Here is a 21,563-nt window from a genome sequence, read left to right on the forward strand (position 1 = left end):
GTAGGGATATTATGAATGATAAAGAAAAAGTGATTCAAACTTTTAAGGATTCAGATGAACCTTTAAATGCAACAAAAGTATCTGAAATTTCAAGTATTGAAAAGAAAGAAGTAGATAAAATAATGAAAGAATTAAAAAAAGATGAAACAATAATATCTCCAAAAAGATGTTATTGGGCATTTAATGATAAATAATACTATTTTTAGTAATATTTAATATTTGTATAATTTATAGTAGTTGTATAATTATAATAGTCTTAAATGTAATGTTTTTATAATTATAATAATTATATTAGTTATAATAATTATAGTAATTTTATAGTATTTTAGATGTATTTTTAATATTTATATTAATCTTAAATGTAATATTTTTTAATAGTTATAATTTTATGGAGAAGATTTATGTCGTATAGTAGAATTCAACAATTTTCAATTGTATTCGCATTTATTATGATAACCTGGGGTTTATTGCCTTTTTTTAATATTGGAGGAACAACTCTTAACAATAACACTTTAGCTACGAGTACAATATTGTTCTTAATTGGTATAGCTTATCCAATAATTATTTTTATACCTGAATGGAAAAAAGCTATTTTACTTGTTGAAGGGATAATTTTTGCATCTGTTGGTGCTGCTTTTTTGGAACCTTTTTTCAACCTGTATTTCCTAGTAATTGGTATATTCTTTATAGTAGTTTCTGTTTTAGCTTATGCTGAAAAACTACCTAGATTTATGTTAAGATTTTTTAAGGCAAGAAAAAGATAGTTTTTTTAGAGGATATTATGAAAACTATCAAATTTATTCTTCCTTTAGCTATATTGAATTTTTTAACTTTAATTTTAGTGAGCTTTGGACTTCCTGATGTTGTTCCTACTCATGTTAATATGTATGGATCTATAGATTCATTTGGCTCTAAATGGTTCATCCCACTGTTTGGGATTATTCCAATTATCCTCATTGCTATTTACATCTTGTATTTATATTATGGAGAGTCAGATATAAACAGAAGTATTGAGGAAAAGGTGATTCCAGCAATAGCTTTTCTTTTTATTATTATAAGTTGGATTCCAGTCTTTTTAGCTTTAGGATTTAGTGATAGTAACAATCCTTTGAATTTAGCATCTATAGATATATTTCATTTTCCTATTGATATTGTTCCTTTAATTTTAATATTATTGTCAGTTTTCTTTATTTTCATTGGTTATTTTATGGAAGATATAAAGCCTAATCATTTTTTAGGTATTAGGACTCCTTGGACTATTAAAAATGATATTGTTTGGAAAAAAACTCATAAATTAGGTTCTTATACTTATATGATAGCGGGCTTTGTTTTATTAGTCTATGCATTAGCTACATTTTTAAGTAACAATATTGTTTATAGTATTATTGGTTTACTTCTTTCTATAATTTTAGTTTTAATAATTCCTATAATATATTCTTATTATAAATTTAATGAAATAAGGAATTAATTTTTTCAATAGTTTGTTTTTTCTTATTATTTTCTTATTATTTTCTTTTCTGACTATTATTTTATGTTTATAGTTATATTTTAGAGCTTTGATTTTGATTTTTATTTAATTAACTTAATAAAATATCTATTTTAATATTTTAACATTTTTTATCAGTTTTATTTGTAAAATATCATATTAAAATATTTTTATTATTTTTTTTTAGATATAATCGTTTAAAAAGGAAAATACTTAATTTTAATTGCTTTTTTAATGATTAGAATTATTATAATTCTATTATTGATAATTTTTTTATATAATATAATGATTAATAATGAAAGATTAACTAAAAGGTATTTTTTGCTAAAATTTATTTTTTTATAAAATCAGTAAATTTACATATATACATATACATGTAAGTGTGTTAATTGGGCAATTATCCAAAAAAGTTAATTTAAAAAAGAATAAATAATTGTTAAATTTATTAAAAATAAAGTTGATTGAGGTAATTTCTAAAAAATAATTTTTAAAAATACCTATTTTTATAATAGTATAAAAGACTATTTGTCTAGTTTATTTGCAATTGCAAGTATAATTACTATTATTAGTATGATTAGAAGCATTCCCAATTGAATTATATTATAAGCTTGAAATATAATTGTCAAACCTAACATAAATATGAAAATAACACTTAATAGAGTTAATAAACTTTTCTTTAATACATTTTCAGGCATCATGATATCACATAAATTATTCTATGAATTTTAAATATAATTTAGTATTTAATATAAGTTATTCTAGTATTATAATAATCTAGTATTTTAACTATTTTATTATTATATTTAATAAAAGTTTCGTCTTTATTTTCAAGATTATAATTATCTATATTATAATTATCTAAATTTAATTTAGTTCTAAATTTAATTTAGTTTAATTTTTATTATACTTATTTATTATATTTGTTATAATTTAACTTGATCTTGATGTGATGATATATCAATCTTAATTTTGAGACTTTTCAATTTTTAGGCCTAATCTCTAATTCTATTTTAAGATTATAATTTTTAGATCTAATTTTGAATTTTTAATTTCTAATTTTTTTCTTGATATAATATTTTTTCATCATATTTAAAAGAATTTTGATTAAAGAACTAGAAGAAGTTAAAAAAGTTATTACAAATAATAAAGATTTTATTAAATGGAATGGATTTTCTATTAAAGCCAAGTAGAAAAAGGTATATATAAGGTGTAATAAAATTTTATTTACCATGGTGGTAAATTATGACAGCGATATCGGAAGCTATTAAAACGATTAAGGAAGCCGAAAATAATGCTGATGAATTAGTTAATGATTCTAAAGCAAAATCAATTGAAATGATTGAAAATGCGAAATTAGAATCTGCTAATATCATTAAAGAAGCTAAAGAATCAGCTAAAGATCAGGCTAAAGATATTATTTTTAAAATAGAAGAAAATGCAAGAAAAGAAGCAAGATTAATAATCGATAAGACTGAAAAAAATGTCAATGTTTTTGAAAATGAATCTCGGTCTAATATTGACGAAGCTGCTTCAATTATTGTCAAAAATATACTATAAGTTCAATATTTGAATATTTAGTTAGTATTTAAATATTTATATAATATTTATTGAAAAAAGATTGTAGTGTGAGAATAATGTTCCAAACAGAAAGGATGCGTAAACTCAAAGTTATAACATTGAGTAAATACTCTCCAGTAACTGTTAAAAAGTTGCATGAAGAGGGTATTGTTCAAATCAATGATATATCAGAACGTATTCAACAAAATCCTGAATGGGGGCAGCTATTAAAGCCTTCAAAGGCTACTCCACTCACTAGTAAGGTTTCTTCGCTTTTAATGAAAGCTACTGGAATTTCAGAGTTATTTGGTGATGTATTAACTCCAAATTTGGGTATCAAGGATATGATTAGTTCTTATATAAACCCTGTTATTCCTAATAAAGTAGAAGTTGAAGAAATTGATATTGATAGCTTAATTGTTAAAGCAGAATCAATTCTAAGTGAGGTAGAGTCTCAAACAAGTGTTATAGAGGATAAAATTGCTGCTCTTGATACAGAAACTAGTGAACTTAATTCAAAAAAAGATTTAGCCGAAAAATTAAAAAATTTTGACATGGATTTATCTCTTTTAGAGGATTCTAAGTACACTTCTAATATTGTAGGAAGGATAAATGTTGAATCTGTCCAAGAATTCAAAAAAGACATTAAAAATATTAGTGATGATATTTTAATATTAGAAGAAAATGACAACGATAAAAATCAAATTATCTTTATTATTAAATTTTTAAATAGTTATAAAAATGATGTTTATTCTTTATTAAGAAGATTTGAGTTTGAAAAATTTGAAATTACTGGATTAGAAGGAAATCCTAATGAGCTAATAAATTCAGCTGATTCAAGACTTAAATCTATAGAAAATGAAAAATCTCATTTATCTAATGAATTGAAAGAATTAGCTGATAAATGGGATGATGAAATATTTGTCATCAAAGAACAGTTAGAAATCGAAAAAGATAGAAATGAGATTTTTGCTACATTTGGTGAAACTGAAAATACAACCATGCTTGAAGCATGGGTTCCTTTAAAAAAATTAGATGAAACTTTAGCTTTAATTGATTCATCTACTGAGGGACATTCTGTTGTTGAGGTCGAAGAACCTACAATAGATGATGATGATGAAGTTCCTGTTCTTCAAGATAATCCTGCTTATGCTAAACCATACGAGTTTCTTGTAGGTATGTATGCCCCATTAAGATATAATGAGATTGATCCTACTATTCTTGTAGCTTTGTCTTTCCCATTTTTCTTTGGTTTTTGTTTAACTGATGGTTTTTATGGAATAATCGATGCTCTTATTGGATATATTCTTTTTAGAGGTTTAGGTAAGAGAAGCGAAACTATGAAGAGCTTTGGTTTAATTTTAATTGCTTGTGGTATATGGACGGTTGTTCTGGCACTTATAAGTAATGGTTTTGTTGGAGATTTTTATGGTAGGATTTTCCCACTGATTTTACCTGGCTTTTTTACAGCAGGAGCTGCTTTGCCAACTACAATTGGTTGGTTTGATGCATTTGGACATCCTGATCATATATTGATGATGGCTATATTAACTGGTATTATATATTTGAATATTGGTTTTATAATAGGTGCAATCAATAATTATAGATATGGAAATAAAAAAGAAGCTTTAACTGCTCAAATCGTTTGGTTTGTTTTAGAAGCAGGAATTGTATTTTTAGCATTAGGTTTCATAATGCCTTCTGTTGGAATGCTAGGATTAGTGACTGGTGGAGTACTACTTGCTGCAAGTTTAGTTCTTTTACTATATGGTGGAGGAGCTTATGGAATAATGGATATATTTGGATTTATGGGAGATATAATTTCATTTTCACGTTTATTAGCACTTTGTCTTTCTACAGGTGGAATTGCTATGACTGTAAATATATTAACAGTAATGTGTGGTGAAATGATTCCATTTATAGGAATTGTTGTTGCAATTATTGTCTTTATTTTCGGACATATTATTAACTTGCTCTTCCAGAGTCTAGGTGCATTTATTAACGCACTTCGTTTAAACTATGTTGAATTTTTCTCTCAATTTTACATGAGTGGTAAAAATAGGTTCCAAGCATTTGGTGTGAACAGAGTTTATACAAAATTAAAAGGTGATAATTAATATTGATATCAAAAATATTAATGTCATAAATTTTTATTAAATTTCATATAGTTTAATCAAAATGATTAAAATTATTACTTAAATTAATTATTATTTAAATAAATCAATTAAGATAAATTAAATATTATAAGGAGATCAAAATATGGTAGAAATTGTTTTAGGAACTGCTTTAGCAGCTATTGGGGCTGGAATAGCAGTAGGTTTTGCTGGATTAGGATCAGGTTTAGGTCAAGGAATAGTAGCAGCAGGGAGTGTTGGTGCAGTAGCAGAAGATAATGATATGTTTGCTAGAGGTATTATCTTCTCTGCATTGCCTGAAACTCAGGCTATTTATGGGTTTTTAGTAGCTATTCTCTTGTTAGTATTTTCCGGATTATTAGGTTCTGGTTCATTAGACATCACATCAGGTATTGTTGCTATTGGTGTTGGTGCTGCAGTTGGTTTTGCTGGTCTTGGTTCTGGTATGGGTCAAGGTATAGTTGCTTCTGCATCTATCGGAGCAGTAGTTGAAGATAATGACATGTTTGCTAGAGGTATTATATTCTCTGCATTACCTGAGACTCAAGCTATTTACGGGTTCTTGATTGCTATATTATTAATGGTATTCGGCGGAATATTAGGTTAGGAGGTTAAAAAAATGAGTTCTGGGACAGATAAAATTGTCTCTAATATAACCTCTGAAGCTCAGAATACTGCAGATAATATTATTCAACAAGCAGAAGAAGAAGTAAAATCTATTTTAGATAATGGAAATAAACAATCTGAACTTGAAAAGAATAAAATACTTGAAGATGCCAAAAAGCAATCCGATATGAAATATCAGCAGATAATATCTGAAGCTAAAATGAATTCTCGTCGATTAGAATTAGAGACAAGAGCTAAATTAATTGAAGAAGCTTTTGATAAAGCTACTACTGATTTAACTGATATAGCATCTACAAATGATGTTAAATATGTAAATTCTTTAAAAGATATGATTAAAGAAGCTGCTATTGAAATTGGTGGTGGAAACTTAGTTGTATTATTAAAAGAGGAAGACATTTCAAAAATTAGTGGAGATATTGATAATATTGCTAATGAGGTTAAATCTGAATTATCAAAAGAAACCACATTAAAAATTGGTGAACCTATTTCAACTATTGGGGGAGCTGTATTAAAAACTGAAAATGGTGAAATTGAAGTTAACAATACAATCGAAGCTAGAATGTTAAGATTTAAAAAGTTTTTACGTTCAGAAGTTGCAAAAGTTTTATTTAAATAGTGAGGAATGATTATGGCTGATGAATTAATTGGAATAATAAACAATTTGGGCATCCCTACTGAAGCATTTCTTGTTATAGTAATTCTTGCTTTCTTGGCTATTGGAGCAGTTATTGTTATTGTTGCAAGTAGACCTGTATTGGATATTTATCCTTACCTCCAACCTAATGCTAGGGTTAGAGCTAGAAAAGGAAGATTATTCAATGAAAAACAACTTTCTGAGATAATAGAGGCAGATAATATTGAAGAAGTTACAAATTATCTTAGGGGTTTTAAGGATTATGCTGATTATGTAGATAAATATCCTATTGAAAAAGCTTTAGATGTTCAGCTCGCTGAATCATATAATTTAATTTCAAGAATAGCTCCGAATTCAGTTAAAGATACTTTTTCTCTTCTAGCTAAAAAGGTTGATATTTCAAATATAAAAAGTCTCATTGCTGCTAAAGAAATGGGTTTAAGTAGAGAAGAGACTTTAAATTTCTTAATACCTGTTGGAAACCATTATGAAACTTTTGAACAACTAGCTGATGTTAAAACAGTAAGTGATGTTATAAATGGTTTAGATGGAACTGAATATGCGACTTTACTTGAAGATGCACTTCCAGCTTATAATGAATCAAAGATGGTTTTACCTTTAGAGTCTGCTTTAGACAAATACTTTTTAGAAAGTATCTTATCAAAATCTGCAGTTGCTACTGATAATAACAGTAGATTATTACATGAATTTATCGGTACTCAAGTTGATGTGGCTAATCTAAAACTTATAATTAGGGCAAAAAATGATAATTTATCATTTGATGAAGCAGGTTCTTTCTTAATTAAAAGTGGTTATCAAATAAGAGAATGGAAAATGAAAGATCTTCTTGAATCTGATAGTGTTTCAGATATTGTTGGTAGATTAGAAGGAACTGATTATCACGAAGTGCTTTCTGAGTCTCTTCCAGAATATAATGAAAAAAATTCTCTTGAAGTTCTTGAAAAAGCTCTTGATGATCTAGTTTATCAAACTGCAAAGTCATTATCTATACAAAACACTTTAGGTGTAGGCCCAATAATTAGCTACTTAACAAAGAAAGAAAATGAGACTAAAAATTTAAAACTTATTCTACGTGCTAAAAGAGATGTTAACTTTTCAATATCTGAAATTCAGGAGATGTTAGTATGAAGTCCTCTGTAGCAATAATTGGAGATCTTGATACTGTTACAGGTTTTCAACTTGGTGGAGTAAAGGTAAGTAAAGTTGTAGAAACAAATGAAGATGCAGAAAATGCATTGGATGAATTAATTAATGATGAAGTTTCAATTATAATTATCACAGAGAATATAGCTGATAATATTAGGAAATACATGGAGAAAAAAATTGGGTCCAATGTATTACCAATGATTATTGAAATACCAGATAAATCTGGCCCATCTGATAGGGAAAGCGATCCTATGGGTGAACTTATTAAAAGAGTTATCGGGGTAGAGATGGTTAAATGATTACTGAAGGAAATATTATTAAAATTGCAGGTCCTGTTATCATCGCAGATGGTATGAGAGGAACTCAAATGCATGAAATGGTTAAGGTAGGTAGCGACAAGCTTATTGGTGAAATCATCGAGCTTGAAGGTGACACTGCAACTATTCAGGTTTATGAAGAAACAGCTGGGTTAAAACCTGGTGAAAAAATAGAAAGTACTGGTGGGCCATTGTCTGTAGAACTTGGACCTGGTATTATGGGTTCAATCTTTGATGGAATTCAAAGACCACTAGAAGTTATTAAAGAAAAAACTGGTGACTTTATTGAAAGAGGTGTAGATGTACCATCTATCGATAAAGAGAAAAAATGGACTTTTAAACCAGTAGCAAAAGTTGGAGATAAAGTACAAGGTGGAGATATTCTTGGAGAAGTACAAGAAACTTCTGCAGTTCTTCAAAAGATTTTACTTCCTCCAACCATTGAAGGTACAGTAAAAAGTATTGTTAGTAGTGGTGAATTTACAGTAGAAGAAGATATCGCTGAGATAGAAACTGCTGATGGTGTTAAAAAAGTTCAAATGTTACAAAAATGGCCAGTTAGGAAAGGTAGACCTTACAAAGATAAACTTGACCCTGATGTTCCTCTTGTAACTGGACAAAGAACACAAGACACCTTTTTCCCTGTAGCTAAAGGTGGTACTGCTGCTATTCCTGGTCCTTTTGGTTCTGGAAAAACTGTTACACAACAACAATTAGCTAAATGGTCTGATGCAGATATTATTGTATATGTTGGATGTGGAGAACGTGGAAACGAAATGACTGAGGTACTTTTAGAGTTCCCAGAACTTGAAGATCCAAAAACTGGAAATCCTTTAATGGATAGAACAGTTCTTATAGCTAATACATCTAACATGCCTGTTGCAGCTCGTGAAGCTTGTGTATATACTGGTATTACTATTGCTGAATACTTCCGTGATCAAGGTTATGATGTAGCTCTTATGGCAGATTCAACTTCACGTTGGGCAGAAGCTATGAGAGAGATTTCAGGAAGGCTTGAAGAGATGCCTGGTGAAGAAGGATATCCTGCATACCTCGCTTCAAGGCTTGCTCAATTCTATGAAAGAGCTGGAAGAGTTAATACATTAGGTAGTGAAAGTAAAGTTTCCTCTGTTTCTGTTGTTGGAGCTGTTTCTCCTCCTGGTGGAGATTTATCTGAACCAGTTACACAAAACACTTTACGTATTTGTAAAGTATTTTGGGCATTAGATGCATCTCTTGCAGATAAACGTCATTTCCCTTCAATTGATTGGTTACAAAGTTATTCTTTATATGTTGATAGTGTACAAGAATGGTGGAAAGAAACTGTTGGGGGAGACTGGAGGTCTGCTCGTGATGAAGCTATGGTTTTACTACAAAAAGAATCTGAACTTCAAGAAATTGTACAACTTGTAGGTCCTGATGCACTTCCAGATAGTGAGCAAGTTACCTTAGAAACTACTCGTATGTTAAGAGAGGATTTCTTACAGCAAAATGCTTATCACGAAGTTGATACTTATTGTTCTCCTTCAAAACAATTCCAACTTTTAAGCACAATTATATTATTCCAAAAAGAAGCTAACAAAGCTTTAGAAAGAGGAGCTACCTCAAAAGATATTATTGGATTAAGTGTTAAAGAAGAGATTGGTAGGTTAAAATTTATTGCTGAAGATGAATTCCCTACAAAGGTGAAATCTGTTCAAGAAGAAATTATTAAACAATGTGGTGAGGTGTAAGAATGAATACTGATATTAAAACAAGAGAATACACCACAGTTACTGAAGTTGCTGGTCCTTTAATGATTGTTGAAGGAGTAGAAGGTGTTGCTTATAATGAGATAGTAGAAATTGAAACACCAGATGGCGAAAACAGAAGAGGTCAAGTTCTTGAAGTTAAAAAAGATGTTGCAGTTATTCAAGTTTTTGAAGGAACTAGTGATTTAAATACTAAAAATACTAAAACCCGTTTTACTGGTGAAACTGCTAAGATTGGTGTTTCTTTAGATATGATGGGTCGTATTTTTGATGGTACTGGTAAACCTATTGATGGCGGTCCAGAGATTATACCTGAAAAAGAATTAGATATTAATGGTAACCCAATGAACCCTTCTGCTCGTGAATTTCCTGCAGAATTTATCCAAACCGGTATTTCTACTATTGATGGTATGAACACTTTAGTTAGAGGTCAAAAATTACCTATATTTTCAGGTTCTGGTTTACCTCACAATGACTTAGCTGCACAAATTGCAAGACAAGCTAAGGTAATTGGTGAAGATACTGAGTTTGCAGTTATATTTGCTGCTATGGGTATTACTCACGAAGAAGCTAACTTTTTCATGAAGGATTTTGAAAGAACTGGAGCTCTTGAAAGAGTTACTGTATTCATGAACTTAGCAGATGATCCTGCTATTGAAAGAATTCTTACTCCTAAAATGGCTCTTACTACTGCAGAATATTTAGCTTTTGAACATGATATGCATGTATTAGTTATTTTAACTGATTTAACTAACTATTGTGAAGCTTTAAGAGAGGTTTCTGCAGCTCGTAATGAGGTTCCTGGAAGAAGAGGTTATCCTGGATACATGTACACTGATTTAGCTGGTTTATATGAACGTGCTGGTCGTGTATCTGGTAAAGAAGGGTCTATTACTCAAATGCCTATATTAGTTATGCCTCAAGATGATATTACTCACCCAATTCCTGATTTAACTGGTTATATTACTGAAGGACAAATTGTACTTAGTCGTGATCTTCACAGAAAAGGTATTTATCCTCCTGTCGATGTACTTCCTTCTTTATCTCGTTTGATGAGTGGAGGTATTGGTGAAAACAGGACTCGTGAAGACCATAGTGGTGTTTCTGATCAATTGTACTCTGCTTATGCAGAAGGTCGTGATTTAAGAGATTTAGTAGCTGTTGTTGGTGAAGAAGCTCTTACTGAAAGAGATCAAAAGTTCTTGAAATTTGCTGATGCTTTTGAAGAAGAATTCATTACTCAAGCTAAAGATGAAGATAGGACTATCCAGGAAACTTTAGATCTTGGTTGGAAATTATTAAGTTTATTACCTAAAGCTGAACTTAAAAGGGTTAAGGAAGAACATATTCCTATTTATCTTCCAAATGAATAGTATGAATAAAATCCATAAGAAAATTATAATTAGTACAAATACTTATGTTACTAATTATTTTTTCTAGGGGGTAAAAAATGGCACAAGAAACAATGGAAGGGATTAATCCCACAAGAATGGAGTTATTAAAACTCAAAGATAGGGAAAAACTCGCAGTTAAAGGCCATAGTTTATTAAAAGAAAAACGTGATGCTTTGATTAAAGAATTTTTTGATATATTAGATAGAGTTAAAGGATCACGTAGTAAAGTTGAAGAAATTCTTAAGGAAGCATACAGTGACTTAACCAAAGTTCAAGTGGATATGGGTGATTTATCTGTTCAAAGAGCATCATTATCTGTAAAAGAGTCCGTTGAAGTTGAAATAGACTCAAGGAGTATTATGGGTGTTGTTGTTCCTATAATGGATTCAGAAATCAAAGAAAGAACCTTGGTTGATAGAGGATATAGTTTTTTAGATACTTCAGCAAAATTAGATGAAACTGCAAAGAAATTTGAAGAGGCAATTTCATTAATAATTGAATTAGGGGAAGTTGAAAAAACTATTTATCTTTTAGCTGCTGAAATTGAATCAACTAAACGTCGTGTTAATGCATTAGAACATATAATGATTCCTAAGCTACAAAATTCTGTCAAATCTATTGAAACAAGACTTCAAGAGATGGAGAGAGAAAACTTTGTTAGGTTAAAGATAATTAAATCCAAAATTGAAGTTGAAGAATAGGTAGTGATTTAATGGTTAGATTTTTAAATCCTGTTGGCGAATTCAAAAGAGAACTTAAAAGTTCTCAAAGTAAAATGGATCTTAAAATGGGAGATATTCCTATTTTATCAAGAGTTATTGTTGCTGATGAAAACGCTGTTTTAGAAAATGGAAAATCTGTTTCAATTAAAATTAAAGAGATTTCAATTCCTGCAAAACATATAGTATCTATTAGTAGTTATGCTGCAAATAAATATGGTCATCCAATTGCTGTTGGTTCAGAAACCCACATCCCTCTTTCAATGGATAAAACTGTCAATAGAGCAGCTTTTATTGCATCTTCTGATGGTTCTATTGAGAAAGGTGATCTTTTAGGATTTTTATCTCTTTTCCCTGTTGAGATTATTAATAATTTATTTAAATAATGTTTTATTTATAAACATTTTTTATTTTTTATTTTTAAGTTCTATTTTTTTTTAAAGTATTAACTTCTTTATGTTTAATATCGTTCTTTTAAATTTGTGTAATTATGAAACGTGATCCATTTAATCAATATATTAAAGATCCTGATAAAAAAGCCAGGCTATATTTGATGATTACTGGGGCTATGATTGCTACTACTATTTTGATAGTAATTGGAACTTTAATTTTTATTTTAATACTTGTTGGAGTAATTTAAGTTGGAATAATTTAATATAATATCTTGATAGGATTTTTTAGGAATTTTTCTATAATTTCTTTTTATTTTGTATTATTACTTCTCATTTAATATTTTTTTTAAATATTTTTAAATATTTTTATTTTCCTTTTTTATAATTATTTTTTATTATTTTTTCATTATTTTTTATTATTATTTTATATTATTTTATCTTTAGATTTTTTAAGTTTTATTTTTGTAAAATTTTTTAGTATAATAATTGTTAATTGACTTTTTTATCATTTTTAAATTCTTTTTCTATTAAATAAACAGCATTATTTACTTCATTTTTCACATTTGAAATGCTATCTTTGGGAGTTATGATTGTTAATACTGGTTCATCTTTTTCGATAATTACTCCTTTATAAGGTATGTCATAAACATTAGTTATATCAATATTATTCTTTAATTTGATTCTCTCAGGGGAGTAAATTATTCTTTTGATAGAATATGTGTCCTTAGGGATTTTTGGAATTTCTATTAATTCCCCTTCACATGCTTTTATATGTGCTTCTAGTAAGTTGATTCCTAACAATTCTTCTATGCATTCATAAGTTCCTTGGAATCGTGGATTAACTTCAATAATATATGGTTCTTCTAAATTTTTATCTATTATCATGTCTAACCCATTAGAACCGATTAATTTTAGATATGATATTAAATCTTCAGAACCTCTTTTTATATGTTTCATTGTGTTTTTTTCTTTTTCTAAACTTAAAGCATTATTTGTGCTATTAATATTGAAGGGCACTATATTTCCACAATATTTGAAACTATTTTTTATTCCAAAGTCTAAATCTGTTAACATATTGCTAGTTACTATTGTTTTTGATTCTTCTTTAGTCGATAGGATAGATGAACTAATATTTTTTCCATTTATATATTCTTGGACCACTAGTCCTGAATTTTCATATTTTATATATTCATTATAAAATTTATTGATATCTATAGTTTCATCTTTATTTTTTTTAGAAGCATTAAATGGACTATTGAAAATAATCTCATTCTCGCCATTGTATTTTATATAGCTAACTCCATAACCTCCAGATCCTTGGAGGGGTTTTATAATAAATGAAATGTTGGTATATTGTTTAGCTATTTCAAGTATTTCAGATATATTGTCTTCATTGTTTCCATAGTTTATTTTAAAAGTTTTAGGAGTTAAATATTTATTTTTTATTTTTTTATAAAATTTATATTTATCCTCAACATGTTCGGTTTTCTGATTACCTATTATTTTCCTTTTATGTTTCTTAAAAATCCCTTTAAAATCATTACAAGATATTCCTGAAGACAAAACGATTCCATCTACTTCTTCAATAAAATCTTTTGATAATTCTAATAATTTACCTGGATTATAATTTTTTTCAATAAATCCACAAGAAACTCCTTCTTTTTGTTTTAAAATATGTTTTTCTTTATAAGGTAATTTAAAATCAAAAGTACAATAATAACTTGCTGAATAAGTTTTATATGGCAATGTTAGACTAGAATTTACTAATCCTCGGGTATTTATTCCCATTATTAGCAATTTTTCCATTTACTACACCATCTTAATAATTTTTTATTTATATAAACTTTATTTATATAAGATTAATTTTAATTTAATATTTTAAATTATTATCTTTTTAAATACTATCTAATTTTTAAATAATCTTAATTTTAGATAAATAAATTATATTTTTAGTTATTTTTTAGTTATTATCTAATTGGTATTTAATATTGGAATATTTAATATTAGAATATTTAGTATTAGAATATTATTTAATTTTAATTATATAAAATTCCCTAGAATAAATAAAATCATTAAATATATTTAAAAGAGATTAATTTAATTAAATTTTTATAAAACAGATGTAACAATAATAAAAAGTGTAAAAATAATAAAAATAAGATAGTCCCGAGCGGAGTCGAACCGCCGTCTCCGGGTCCAAAGCCTAGAAGGATTACCACTACCCTACGGGACTATATATACTGATTTGTATTTATCTACAATTACAGCAATTTTACTTTAATTGAAGTTATATTTAAATGTATTGGTTTTATTCATGATCATGTTATTGCTATTATATTTTTAATACTAAAATTAATCTTATTAATATTATTTTTATTAATATTAGATTTATTAATATAATTTTTTATTAATACTAGGCTTATTAATATAATTTTTTTTTTGTTTATTATTCACTCTCTTGATTGATACCAAAGACATTTATCTTTCCATTCACATTTTCCACAAACTCTTTTAGCATCTTTCAAATATTTAAATGAATTATTAACCAATATAACTGCTTCACTAAATAAATATTCCTTTTTTTTCTTTATATTTGCTTTTCTCAAGACTTTAGAATCCATACTCACAATTTTTCTGTTATTAATGGAGTGCATTAATTTATTTTTAGTATTTTCATTGCTTTCAGTATTGTTTGATTCACCTATACATATTCTATCTTTTAAATTTGGACAAAATTCACATAAATCATCAGGAGACTCAGTTAAAACTACTTTGACATTAGAATCTTCATTTTTTAAAATGCTAATTATATTTTCCATATTTTTTTTAAAATTATCATCATAACCATATCCTTGATATCCTTGTAAACATAGTAAATGATGCCCACGTAAATAAATGACTTTTTTTTCGTTATTATTCATTTTTTCACTGTAGATAGTTAATATTAATCAATTTATTTGATAAAAATTGATTCTTTAAATTATTTTATTATTAAAACTTTATTATTAAAAATAAATTTTATTGTTAAAAGTAGCTAATATCTAATATTATATTGTTTAATTGTTGAAAGTCTTTAAAAATCGTTATTTTTCTTTTAGAACCTATTAATTTATTATTAGAAATTAATATATTTATTCTAAAATTGCTAAATTTCTTAAAAATTAATATATTAAAAAAATAAGGACAAAATAATAATTGTTAGTTATTATTTTTATTATAAATCTATTATTATTTTGGCAAAGCTACTTTGGATATTCCAGCTGCAATTCCGACTTTAAACAAGTCACCTATTATAAATGGAGCAAGACCCATCATAATTAAAGTTATAATATCTGGAAAAGCCCCTTGGGTAAAGTATAACCAAATACTTAAGCCGATCAATCCAGGAATGTAAATACAAGCAAAGTTAGCTACTAACATTAGACCAAACATTTTCTTGAAATTTCTACTTTCGGTATACTTTTCTGAAATATAACCAATTAATGCAGCAGCTAGTATAAAACCTATGAAGTATCCACAGGTTGAACCTAAGAAAACACTCAAACCACTACTCATTTCAGCAAACCAGCTTACACCTAAAATTCCTGCAAATATGTATATAACTTGGCTTAATACACCAAATCTTTTTCCAAGGAATAAACCAGAGACTAAAACTCCAAGAGTTTGTCCAGTTACTGGAACTGGTGTCCAAGGTAAAGGGATTATAAATTGTGCTAATATTCCAGTCAAACAAGCCATTAGAACTGCCATAGCTAATTTTTCTACATTACTAGCTTTTTGAACTTTATCAAAAATATTATCTCTCATATAATAATAAGAATCAATATTAATATTCACTATGCTTCCTCCATTAATTCTTCTCAATTTCATATTATATTTAATTTTACAGCATATAATAATTAGTTAAAATATTATAAAAATCTTTCTATAGTATATTAAAAAATAAGTCACTCTTTTTATTTTATATTAAAAAAATTAGATATTGTATATTTTTTTCATGAAATACATGATTTTTTTTATAAATTGTATAAAATAATTAATATTTTTGTATTAATATTATGGATATTTTTATTAATGAACTTTTTCATTAATTAAGTTTTATCAATGAACTTCTATGAAGTTTTTCAAAAATGAAGTTTTTAAATTCACAGTTATGATTTATTTTCATCTATATTTTTGTTAACAATTTTTTTACCATAATAAATAGCGGTTAATAATCCTGCAATTGTAGGTAATATATATGAAGCTATTCTTTCAATTGCGCTTGCAGCTATTACATGGTCTGCAGTTATTCCTACAGGAACAAAAAGAGCTATCATTATTATTTCAGTAATACCTAATGATCCAGGTAATAATGGTAAAAATGATAATAAAATAGCTATTGTAAATATTGTTATGAATGGGGCTAATGGTGGTGTAATACCTATAGCTACAAATGCTAGATATGAATTAGACAAATCCAATCCCCATGTTAAAAGTGCAAGGAATGCTCCTGCAAAAAATAATCTATTTTCTACTATCATAGTAAAACTAGAATTAAAATTATCAATATAATAAATAGCTTTTTTCTTCAATTTATCTAAATTATATTTTTTTTGAGTCATTCTCTCAACTAAAGGATGGACCCAACCTAATATCTTCAAAGCTATTTTTTCAGAAACACTTTTATTGATTCCAGCATATATTACAAGTGAAAATCCAAATATTGTAACTAATATTAATATTATTAGAAAAATTTTTGATAAGATATCTAAATACCATGACAAAAGGGCAAAGACTGCTAATATAGACATTAACAAGAAAGGAAGTATTTCAAATACTCTATCTGCCATTGTTGAAGCGAGTCCAACTTCAAATGGAGTATCATTGTATTCTTTCAGTACATATGCACGTAGTGGTTCTCCTCCTATTGATCCTGGTGTTATGTTATTTCCAAATATACTTGTCATTAAAATACCAAGAACGTTTATAAATTTAGGGGACTGGTCCATTTTATCTAATATAATCTTCCATCTAAGTGCCCAAAGTAAATAAACAAATATTTGTATCACAATTGTAAGAGCTAATATCCACAGATTTGTTCTTTTTAAAGTGTTGATTACATCATTAATTCCTGCAAGTATTAGTATTGTAAAAACTAGTCCAAATACTATACTGAAAGAAATAATTATGCTTTTTTTGTTATCTCTGATTATAGAATAAATATCCTGATTTTCATTCTTTTCTTTTTCTTTTCTTTCTATTTCTTCCAATTCTTTTTTTTCTTTCTGAATTTCAGGAGTATTAATGTTAAAAAATTCATCAGATTTTTTAGAACTCATTTAAATCCTCATTTTATCTAATACTATTCAATTTTGTCTTTTAATCCTACTATTTGAGATAAAGGTTTTCCTTTTTTGATTTCAGAAATAATATTTGTTTCATTGGCTTTTATTTCCAAAGCCTTTATCATTACATCACAAAAAAGTTCTTGAGGGACATGGACAACTCCACTTTTATCACCAAATATAAAATCTCCATTTTTAATTATTATGTCAGGAGATTCACTTATTTTAATTGGAATATTTACTTTTCCTAAGCCTAAAGCATTACCTGCATTAGGTATAGTTTCTTTTGCAAATACTGGATAATTATTTTCTGAAACGAAATTTATATCTCGGGTAGCTCCCCATATAACTGTCCCTGCAATACCTTTCTCTCCTGAACAGGTTGAAGTTAACTCTCCCCAAACTGCGGAGCTAGGTCCACTAGTCTTTATGAAAAGAATATTGCCTTTTTTACAAGCGTCGATTCCTAATAGGGAAGTTCCCCAATCATCTGATGAACTTTCAACTGTAACAACTCTACCATAGGCAGTTTTATTATTTACAGACTTTAAACCTTTTAAAACCCCGTCCCTTCTTGTTAATTTATTTAATGCATCAGATATTTGGCAAGAAGAAGTATTATCTAAAAGATTTTTAAGGTTTTCAAATCCAATTTCTTCTTTTATTTGCTTTTTTCCTTTAATCTTTTCTGTTTTTTGGGAATTTTCTGATTCTAAAATATCTAAGTTTTTAATTTCAAAATCTTCTTTACAGACTCTTAAATCATTAACTAAAATAGTTTTTTTATTTTTCAGATGTTTTTTGTAAGATATTTCATTTAATAATGATTTTGCTGATAATTTTGATTTTCCCATTTTAACACCTAATAAATCTTTTAATTACTTTTATAACATATTTGATTCTTTTTAAATTTATTTGGTTCTTTTTATAAGTTTTTTAGATAAATATGTTTTATTTCTAAATTTTATTTTGTTTTAATCATTAATATAATTTGTTTTAATATAATTTATCATATTTATATAATTATAATCTATTATAATTTATAAATAATTTATAATAATATATAATAATTTATCACTATCTATCACTATTTATCCCTATTTATCATAACTTATCATTATTCGTTTTAAAAATATTTGCTTTAAAATATTTGTTTTGAGATATATTTATTCTATTTGTAACTATTAATTTATTTAATTATTTAAATATTAAATATAAATTATTAAATCATCTAATCTTTTTAGAAAAATTATTTTTATTTTTAATTAAATTAAAGAATAGAATATTTAACATGATTATTAAATATACAATTTTATATAGTAGTAATTATATATTATTATTTAAGATACTAATCATAATCATTATATGCTCATTTAGAGCTTTAAATTATTAAATAATTATCAAAAATTCAAATTATAAATCAATAATAAAAGTTAAAACAAATTTAATATAATTAATAGTTGAATATGGTATAATCAATGAATAATAAAAACTAAAAAGCAGAATTATACTTAGCTATTAATTTCTAATAAATAAATTATTTAATATTAATTGAATTCTTTAATATTATCCAAATCCTTTAATATTAGTTAAATTTTTTAATATTAATTTAATCTTCATTTATACATAATTCAATATTTATACAAGTATTTGTACAATAAGATAATATGAAATATTGCATATTATTGTATATTATTAAAATATATTAAAATATCAAACATATTTAAATATTAATAATTATCTAGTTAATAATTATTATAATAAGTATTACAATTAATAAACATTAATAATTAATTTATATTGAAGGAAAACATAATTATATTTAATAAATATTAAATAAGAACTTATTGATTTTAACAAATTATTGATTTTTAAATTGATAAAATGGATAATAAGTTTAAATAAAAATATAGGAAACTAATCATGGATTAAAACTATTATATTTAAATTAATATTATAAAAAATTACTATTATGAAAATTACGACCTAAAAATTATTCAATCTATAATAATTTATTAATATAATTTCAACTAGATAACTTTAAAATTGAATATGATTGTTTAATAGGGTTTTAACCAAATAATTATTATAATTGGACAATAGTTAATTAATAACTAAATTAAATAATATTAGTAGATAAATAATATCTAATAATATTATAATAATATAATATTAGAATATCTAAAAATAATATCAATATTATAATACTAACAATATTATAATACTTAATAATTTTTATAATATTTATATAATAGATAAATAATCTTTAGTTGTCTTTTAAGCTCTTTTTTGCATTATGATTACATTGCATAATGAATATACTACATTTAATATTTAATTATTATCTAATTATATTCGTATTATCAGATTTTAAATATAGTTATTAATAATTGTATTTAAAGATTTATCTTTATAAAATGATTATAAGTACTAAATAGAGATATTATTAGATATTATTAATCGTTATTAAATATTAGATAGTTCATTTGCAATTTTATTAAATTTACAAGTATAATTTATGCAATAACATTGCCATCTATGAGATGTAGAGATTTAATGATTTTCACTGTTATTTTCTACAAATTATTTTTTCATAGATAATTAAATTATCCCTGCAAGTACATTAAGTATCTAATTTAATGGAGGCTTAACATGGGAAAAGGAATTGAAGAACTAACTACAACTAAATATCTTATTCATGCACAAATTAATGCAAATGGAATTGTTGAAAAGCCAGATGTTGTTGGAGCCGTTTTTGGTCAAACTGAAGGCCTTTTAAGCAATGACTTAGACTTGAGAGAACTTCAAAAAACAGGCCGAATTGGAAGGATAAAAGTTATTATTCATTCTAATGGGGGAAGAGCTAAAGGAGAAATTGTTATTCCTTCCAGTTTAGATAGAATTGAAACTGCTATTCTTGCAGCATCTCTTGAAACAATAAACAGGGTTGGACCTTGTGAAGCTCATATTAAAACTATTAAAGTTGAAGATGTTAGGGCTGTTAAACGTGAACAAGTTGTCAATCGTGCAAAAGAAATATATAAAGGTATGATGGAGAAAGTAACTCCTGAAAGCATGAAAATGATTGAAGAAGTTAAGGAAGCTATGAGAATCCATGAAATATCAGAATATGGGGATGAAAAACTTCCTGCTGGACCTAGTATTCATACCTCTGATGCTATTATTGTAGTAGAAGGTCGATCTGATGTTCTTAACTTATTAAAATATGGAATTAAAAATACTGTGGCTGTTGAGGGAGTAAATGTTCCTAATAGTGTAGCTAATTTAACTAAGAATAAGACTGTCACTGTTTTTGTTGATGGAGATCGTGGTGGAGAATTAATATTAAAAGAACTCATGCAAGTTGGAGAAGTAGATTACGTAACAAGAGCTCCAAAAGGCAAAGAAGTTGAAGAACTTGAAAAAGAAGAGGTTATGATATCACTTCGTGATAAAGTTCCTGTTGAACAATATTTTGCTAATTCAAAGCCAAAAGTTCAAACTCCTAAAGTTGAAGATAAAGTAACCTTAATGAGAAATTTATTAAGAGATTTAGAAGGTACTGGAAGTGCTGAAATATTAGATGATGCATTAAACATTTTGAATGAGGTTAAAGTTGAAAAACTATATGATGAACTTAAAACTGCAAATAAAGATGCTTATGCTGTAATTTTTGATGGTGTTGTAAGTCAAAGATTGGTTGATATTTCTGTTTCAAAAGGAATTAAAAATTTAGTAGCTTTTAAAGCAAGTGAAATAGTCAAAAGACCTGATAAACTTAGGATTATAACTGTTAATTAATTTAAGATTTTATAATTATTTTCATATTTTTATTTATTTTTATATTTATCTTCATATTTTTTATACTTTTTATATTTTTTATACTATTTTATTCTTTTTTCTTTGATTTTTTAATATTTGTTTTATTTTCACCATTTAACTTATTATTAATATTAATTAACCAAGCAAAATTAATATATACTTCTAAATATAAATTTATAGGTGAAAAATAAATATATTTGAAATAATAATAAGAAATTTTTAATTGTTAATAATT

Annotated in this window: 20 protein-coding genes and 1 tRNA gene; 15 read left to right on the plus strand and 6 right to left on the minus strand. The window is 26.4% G+C overall.

The genetic code is table 11. From position 1 onward, the window contains the following. Nucleotides 1-11: 11 nt before the first annotated feature. The 14 genes from MarbSA_RS08865 to MarbSA_RS08930 all read left to right on the plus strand — a co-directional run bounded on the left by MarbSA_RS08865 (nt 12) and on the right by MarbSA_RS08930 (nt 12,427). Nucleotides 12-194, plus strand: a complete 183-nt coding sequence (locus tag MarbSA_RS08865; RefSeq protein WP_054835315.1) for a hypothetical protein — start codon at nt 12-14, stop codon at nt 192-194. 207 nt (nt 195-401) lie between these two features. Beyond that, a complete protein-coding gene (locus tag MarbSA_RS08870) occupies nt 402-764 on the plus strand; it encodes a hypothetical protein (protein ID WP_221061437.1) in 363 nt (120 codons plus the stop codon). Between the two features lie 17 nt (nt 765-781). Further along, the gene (locus tag MarbSA_RS08875; RefSeq protein WP_221061438.1) at nt 782-1,468 is read left to right on the plus strand and encodes an SdpI family protein; all 687 of its coding nucleotides are present in this window, start codon (nt 782-784) and stop codon (nt 1,466-1,468) included. Between the two features lie 1,260 nt (nt 1,469-2,728). After that, nucleotides 2,729-3,043, plus strand: coding sequence for an ATP synthase subunit H (locus tag MarbSA_RS08880; RefSeq protein ID WP_042703357.1), 315 nt, complete (start codon nt 2,729-2,731; stop codon nt 3,041-3,043). A 77-nt stretch (nt 3,044-3,120) separates the two neighbouring features. Continuing rightward, nucleotides 3,121-5,160, plus strand: coding sequence for a V-type ATP synthase subunit I (locus MarbSA_RS08885; RefSeq protein ID WP_221061439.1), 2,040 nt, complete (start codon nt 3,121-3,123; stop codon nt 5,158-5,160). 142 nt (nt 5,161-5,302) lie between these two features. Further along, entirely contained in the window at nt 5,303-5,785 is a 483-nt protein-coding gene (locus MarbSA_RS08890; RefSeq protein ID WP_042703361.1) for an ATP synthase subunit C-like protein, read from the plus strand. A gap of 12 nt (nt 5,786-5,797) precedes the next feature. After that, nucleotides 5,798-6,421: a V-type proton ATPase subunit E gene (locus tag MarbSA_RS08895; RefSeq protein ID WP_054835029.1), complete on the plus strand. Its 624-nt coding sequence runs from the start codon at nt 5,798-5,800 to the stop codon at nt 6,419-6,421. Nucleotides 6,422-6,433: 12 nt separating this feature from the next. Continuing rightward, nucleotides 6,434-7,588: an ATP synthase A1 subunit C gene (gene ahaC / locus MarbSA_RS08900; RefSeq protein WP_042703365.1), complete on the plus strand. Its 1,155-nt coding sequence runs from the start codon at nt 6,434-6,436 to the stop codon at nt 7,586-7,588. Further along, nucleotides 7,585-7,905: a V-type ATP synthase subunit F gene (locus tag MarbSA_RS08905; protein ID WP_054835030.1), complete on the plus strand. Its 321-nt coding sequence runs from the start codon at nt 7,585-7,587 to the stop codon at nt 7,903-7,905. Before ahaC ends, MarbSA_RS08905 begins: the two co-directional genes overlap by 4 nt. After that, complete coding sequence (locus MarbSA_RS08910; RefSeq protein ID WP_042703369.1) at nt 7,902-9,656, plus strand: ATP synthase subunit A; 1,755 nt, start codon at nt 7,902-7,904, stop codon at nt 9,654-9,656. Before MarbSA_RS08905 ends, MarbSA_RS08910 begins: the two co-directional genes overlap by 4 nt. 2 nt (nt 9,657-9,658) lie before the next feature. Next, the gene (locus MarbSA_RS08915; RefSeq protein WP_054835031.1) at nt 9,659-11,047 is read left to right on the plus strand and encodes an ATP synthase subunit B; all 1,389 of its coding nucleotides are present in this window, start codon (nt 9,659-9,661) and stop codon (nt 11,045-11,047) included. Between the two features lie 77 nt (nt 11,048-11,124). Further along, nucleotides 11,125-11,769 (plus strand): V-type ATP synthase subunit D, encoded by a 645-nt coding sequence (locus MarbSA_RS08920; RefSeq protein ID WP_221061440.1) that lies wholly within the window; start codon nt 11,125-11,127, stop codon nt 11,767-11,769. 11 nt (nt 11,770-11,780) lie between these two features. After that, nucleotides 11,781-12,173 carry a DUF22 domain-containing protein gene (locus MarbSA_RS08925; protein WP_042703374.1) on the plus strand — a complete coding sequence of 131 codons (393 nt, stop codon included), beginning with the start codon at nt 11,781-11,783 and terminating at the stop codon, nt 12,171-12,173. Between the two features lie 104 nt (nt 12,174-12,277). Further along, nucleotides 12,278-12,427 carry a hypothetical protein gene (locus MarbSA_RS08930; protein ID WP_197016900.1) on the plus strand — a complete coding sequence of 50 codons (150 nt, stop codon included), beginning with the start codon at nt 12,278-12,280 and terminating at the stop codon, nt 12,425-12,427. 241 nt (nt 12,428-12,668) lie between these two features. Here MarbSA_RS08930 and MarbSA_RS08935 read toward each other — a convergent pair whose 3' ends face one another. The 6 genes from MarbSA_RS08935 to MarbSA_RS08960 all read right to left on the minus strand — a co-directional run bounded on the left by MarbSA_RS08935 (nt 12,669) and on the right by MarbSA_RS08960 (nt 18,360). Further along, nucleotides 12,669-13,985 (minus strand): ATP-grasp domain-containing protein, encoded by a 1,317-nt coding sequence (locus MarbSA_RS08935; protein WP_221061441.1) that lies wholly within the window; start codon nt 13,983-13,985, stop codon nt 12,669-12,671. A 355-nt stretch (nt 13,986-14,340) separates the two neighbouring features. Next, nucleotides 14,341-14,412, minus strand: a tRNA-Gln gene (locus MarbSA_RS08940). A gap of 217 nt (nt 14,413-14,629) precedes the next feature. Further along, entirely contained in the window at nt 14,630-15,100 is a 471-nt protein-coding gene (locus tag MarbSA_RS08945; RefSeq protein WP_221061442.1) for a DUF1284 domain-containing protein, read from the minus strand. A gap of 307 nt (nt 15,101-15,407) precedes the next feature. Beyond that, a complete protein-coding gene (locus MarbSA_RS08950) occupies nt 15,408-16,010 on the minus strand; it encodes a biotin transporter BioY (RefSeq protein ID WP_197272554.1) in 603 nt (200 codons plus the stop codon). Between the two features lie 320 nt (nt 16,011-16,330). Further along, complete coding sequence (locus tag MarbSA_RS08955) at nt 16,331-17,500, minus strand: UPF0104 family protein (RefSeq protein WP_221061443.1); 1,170 nt, start codon at nt 17,498-17,500, stop codon at nt 16,331-16,333. Nucleotides 17,501-17,523: 23 nt separating this feature from the next. After that, the gene (locus MarbSA_RS08960; protein WP_221061444.1) at nt 17,524-18,360 is read right to left on the minus strand and encodes an RraA family protein; all 837 of its coding nucleotides are present in this window, start codon (nt 18,358-18,360) and stop codon (nt 17,524-17,526) included. A gap of 1,798 nt (nt 18,361-20,158) precedes the next feature. On the opposite strand from MarbSA_RS08960, the gene dnaG reads away from it, so the two are divergent. Beyond that, a complete protein-coding gene (dnaG, locus tag MarbSA_RS08965; RefSeq protein ID WP_221061445.1) occupies nt 20,159-21,307 on the plus strand; it encodes a DNA primase DnaG in 1,149 nt (382 codons plus the stop codon). The last annotated feature ends 256 nt before the right edge of the window (nt 21,308-21,563 follow it).

The organism is Methanobrevibacter arboriphilus, assembly GCF_019669925.1.
Taxonomy (GTDB): domain Archaea; phylum Methanobacteriota; class Methanobacteria; order Methanobacteriales; family Methanobacteriaceae; genus Methanobinarius; species Methanobinarius arboriphilus_A.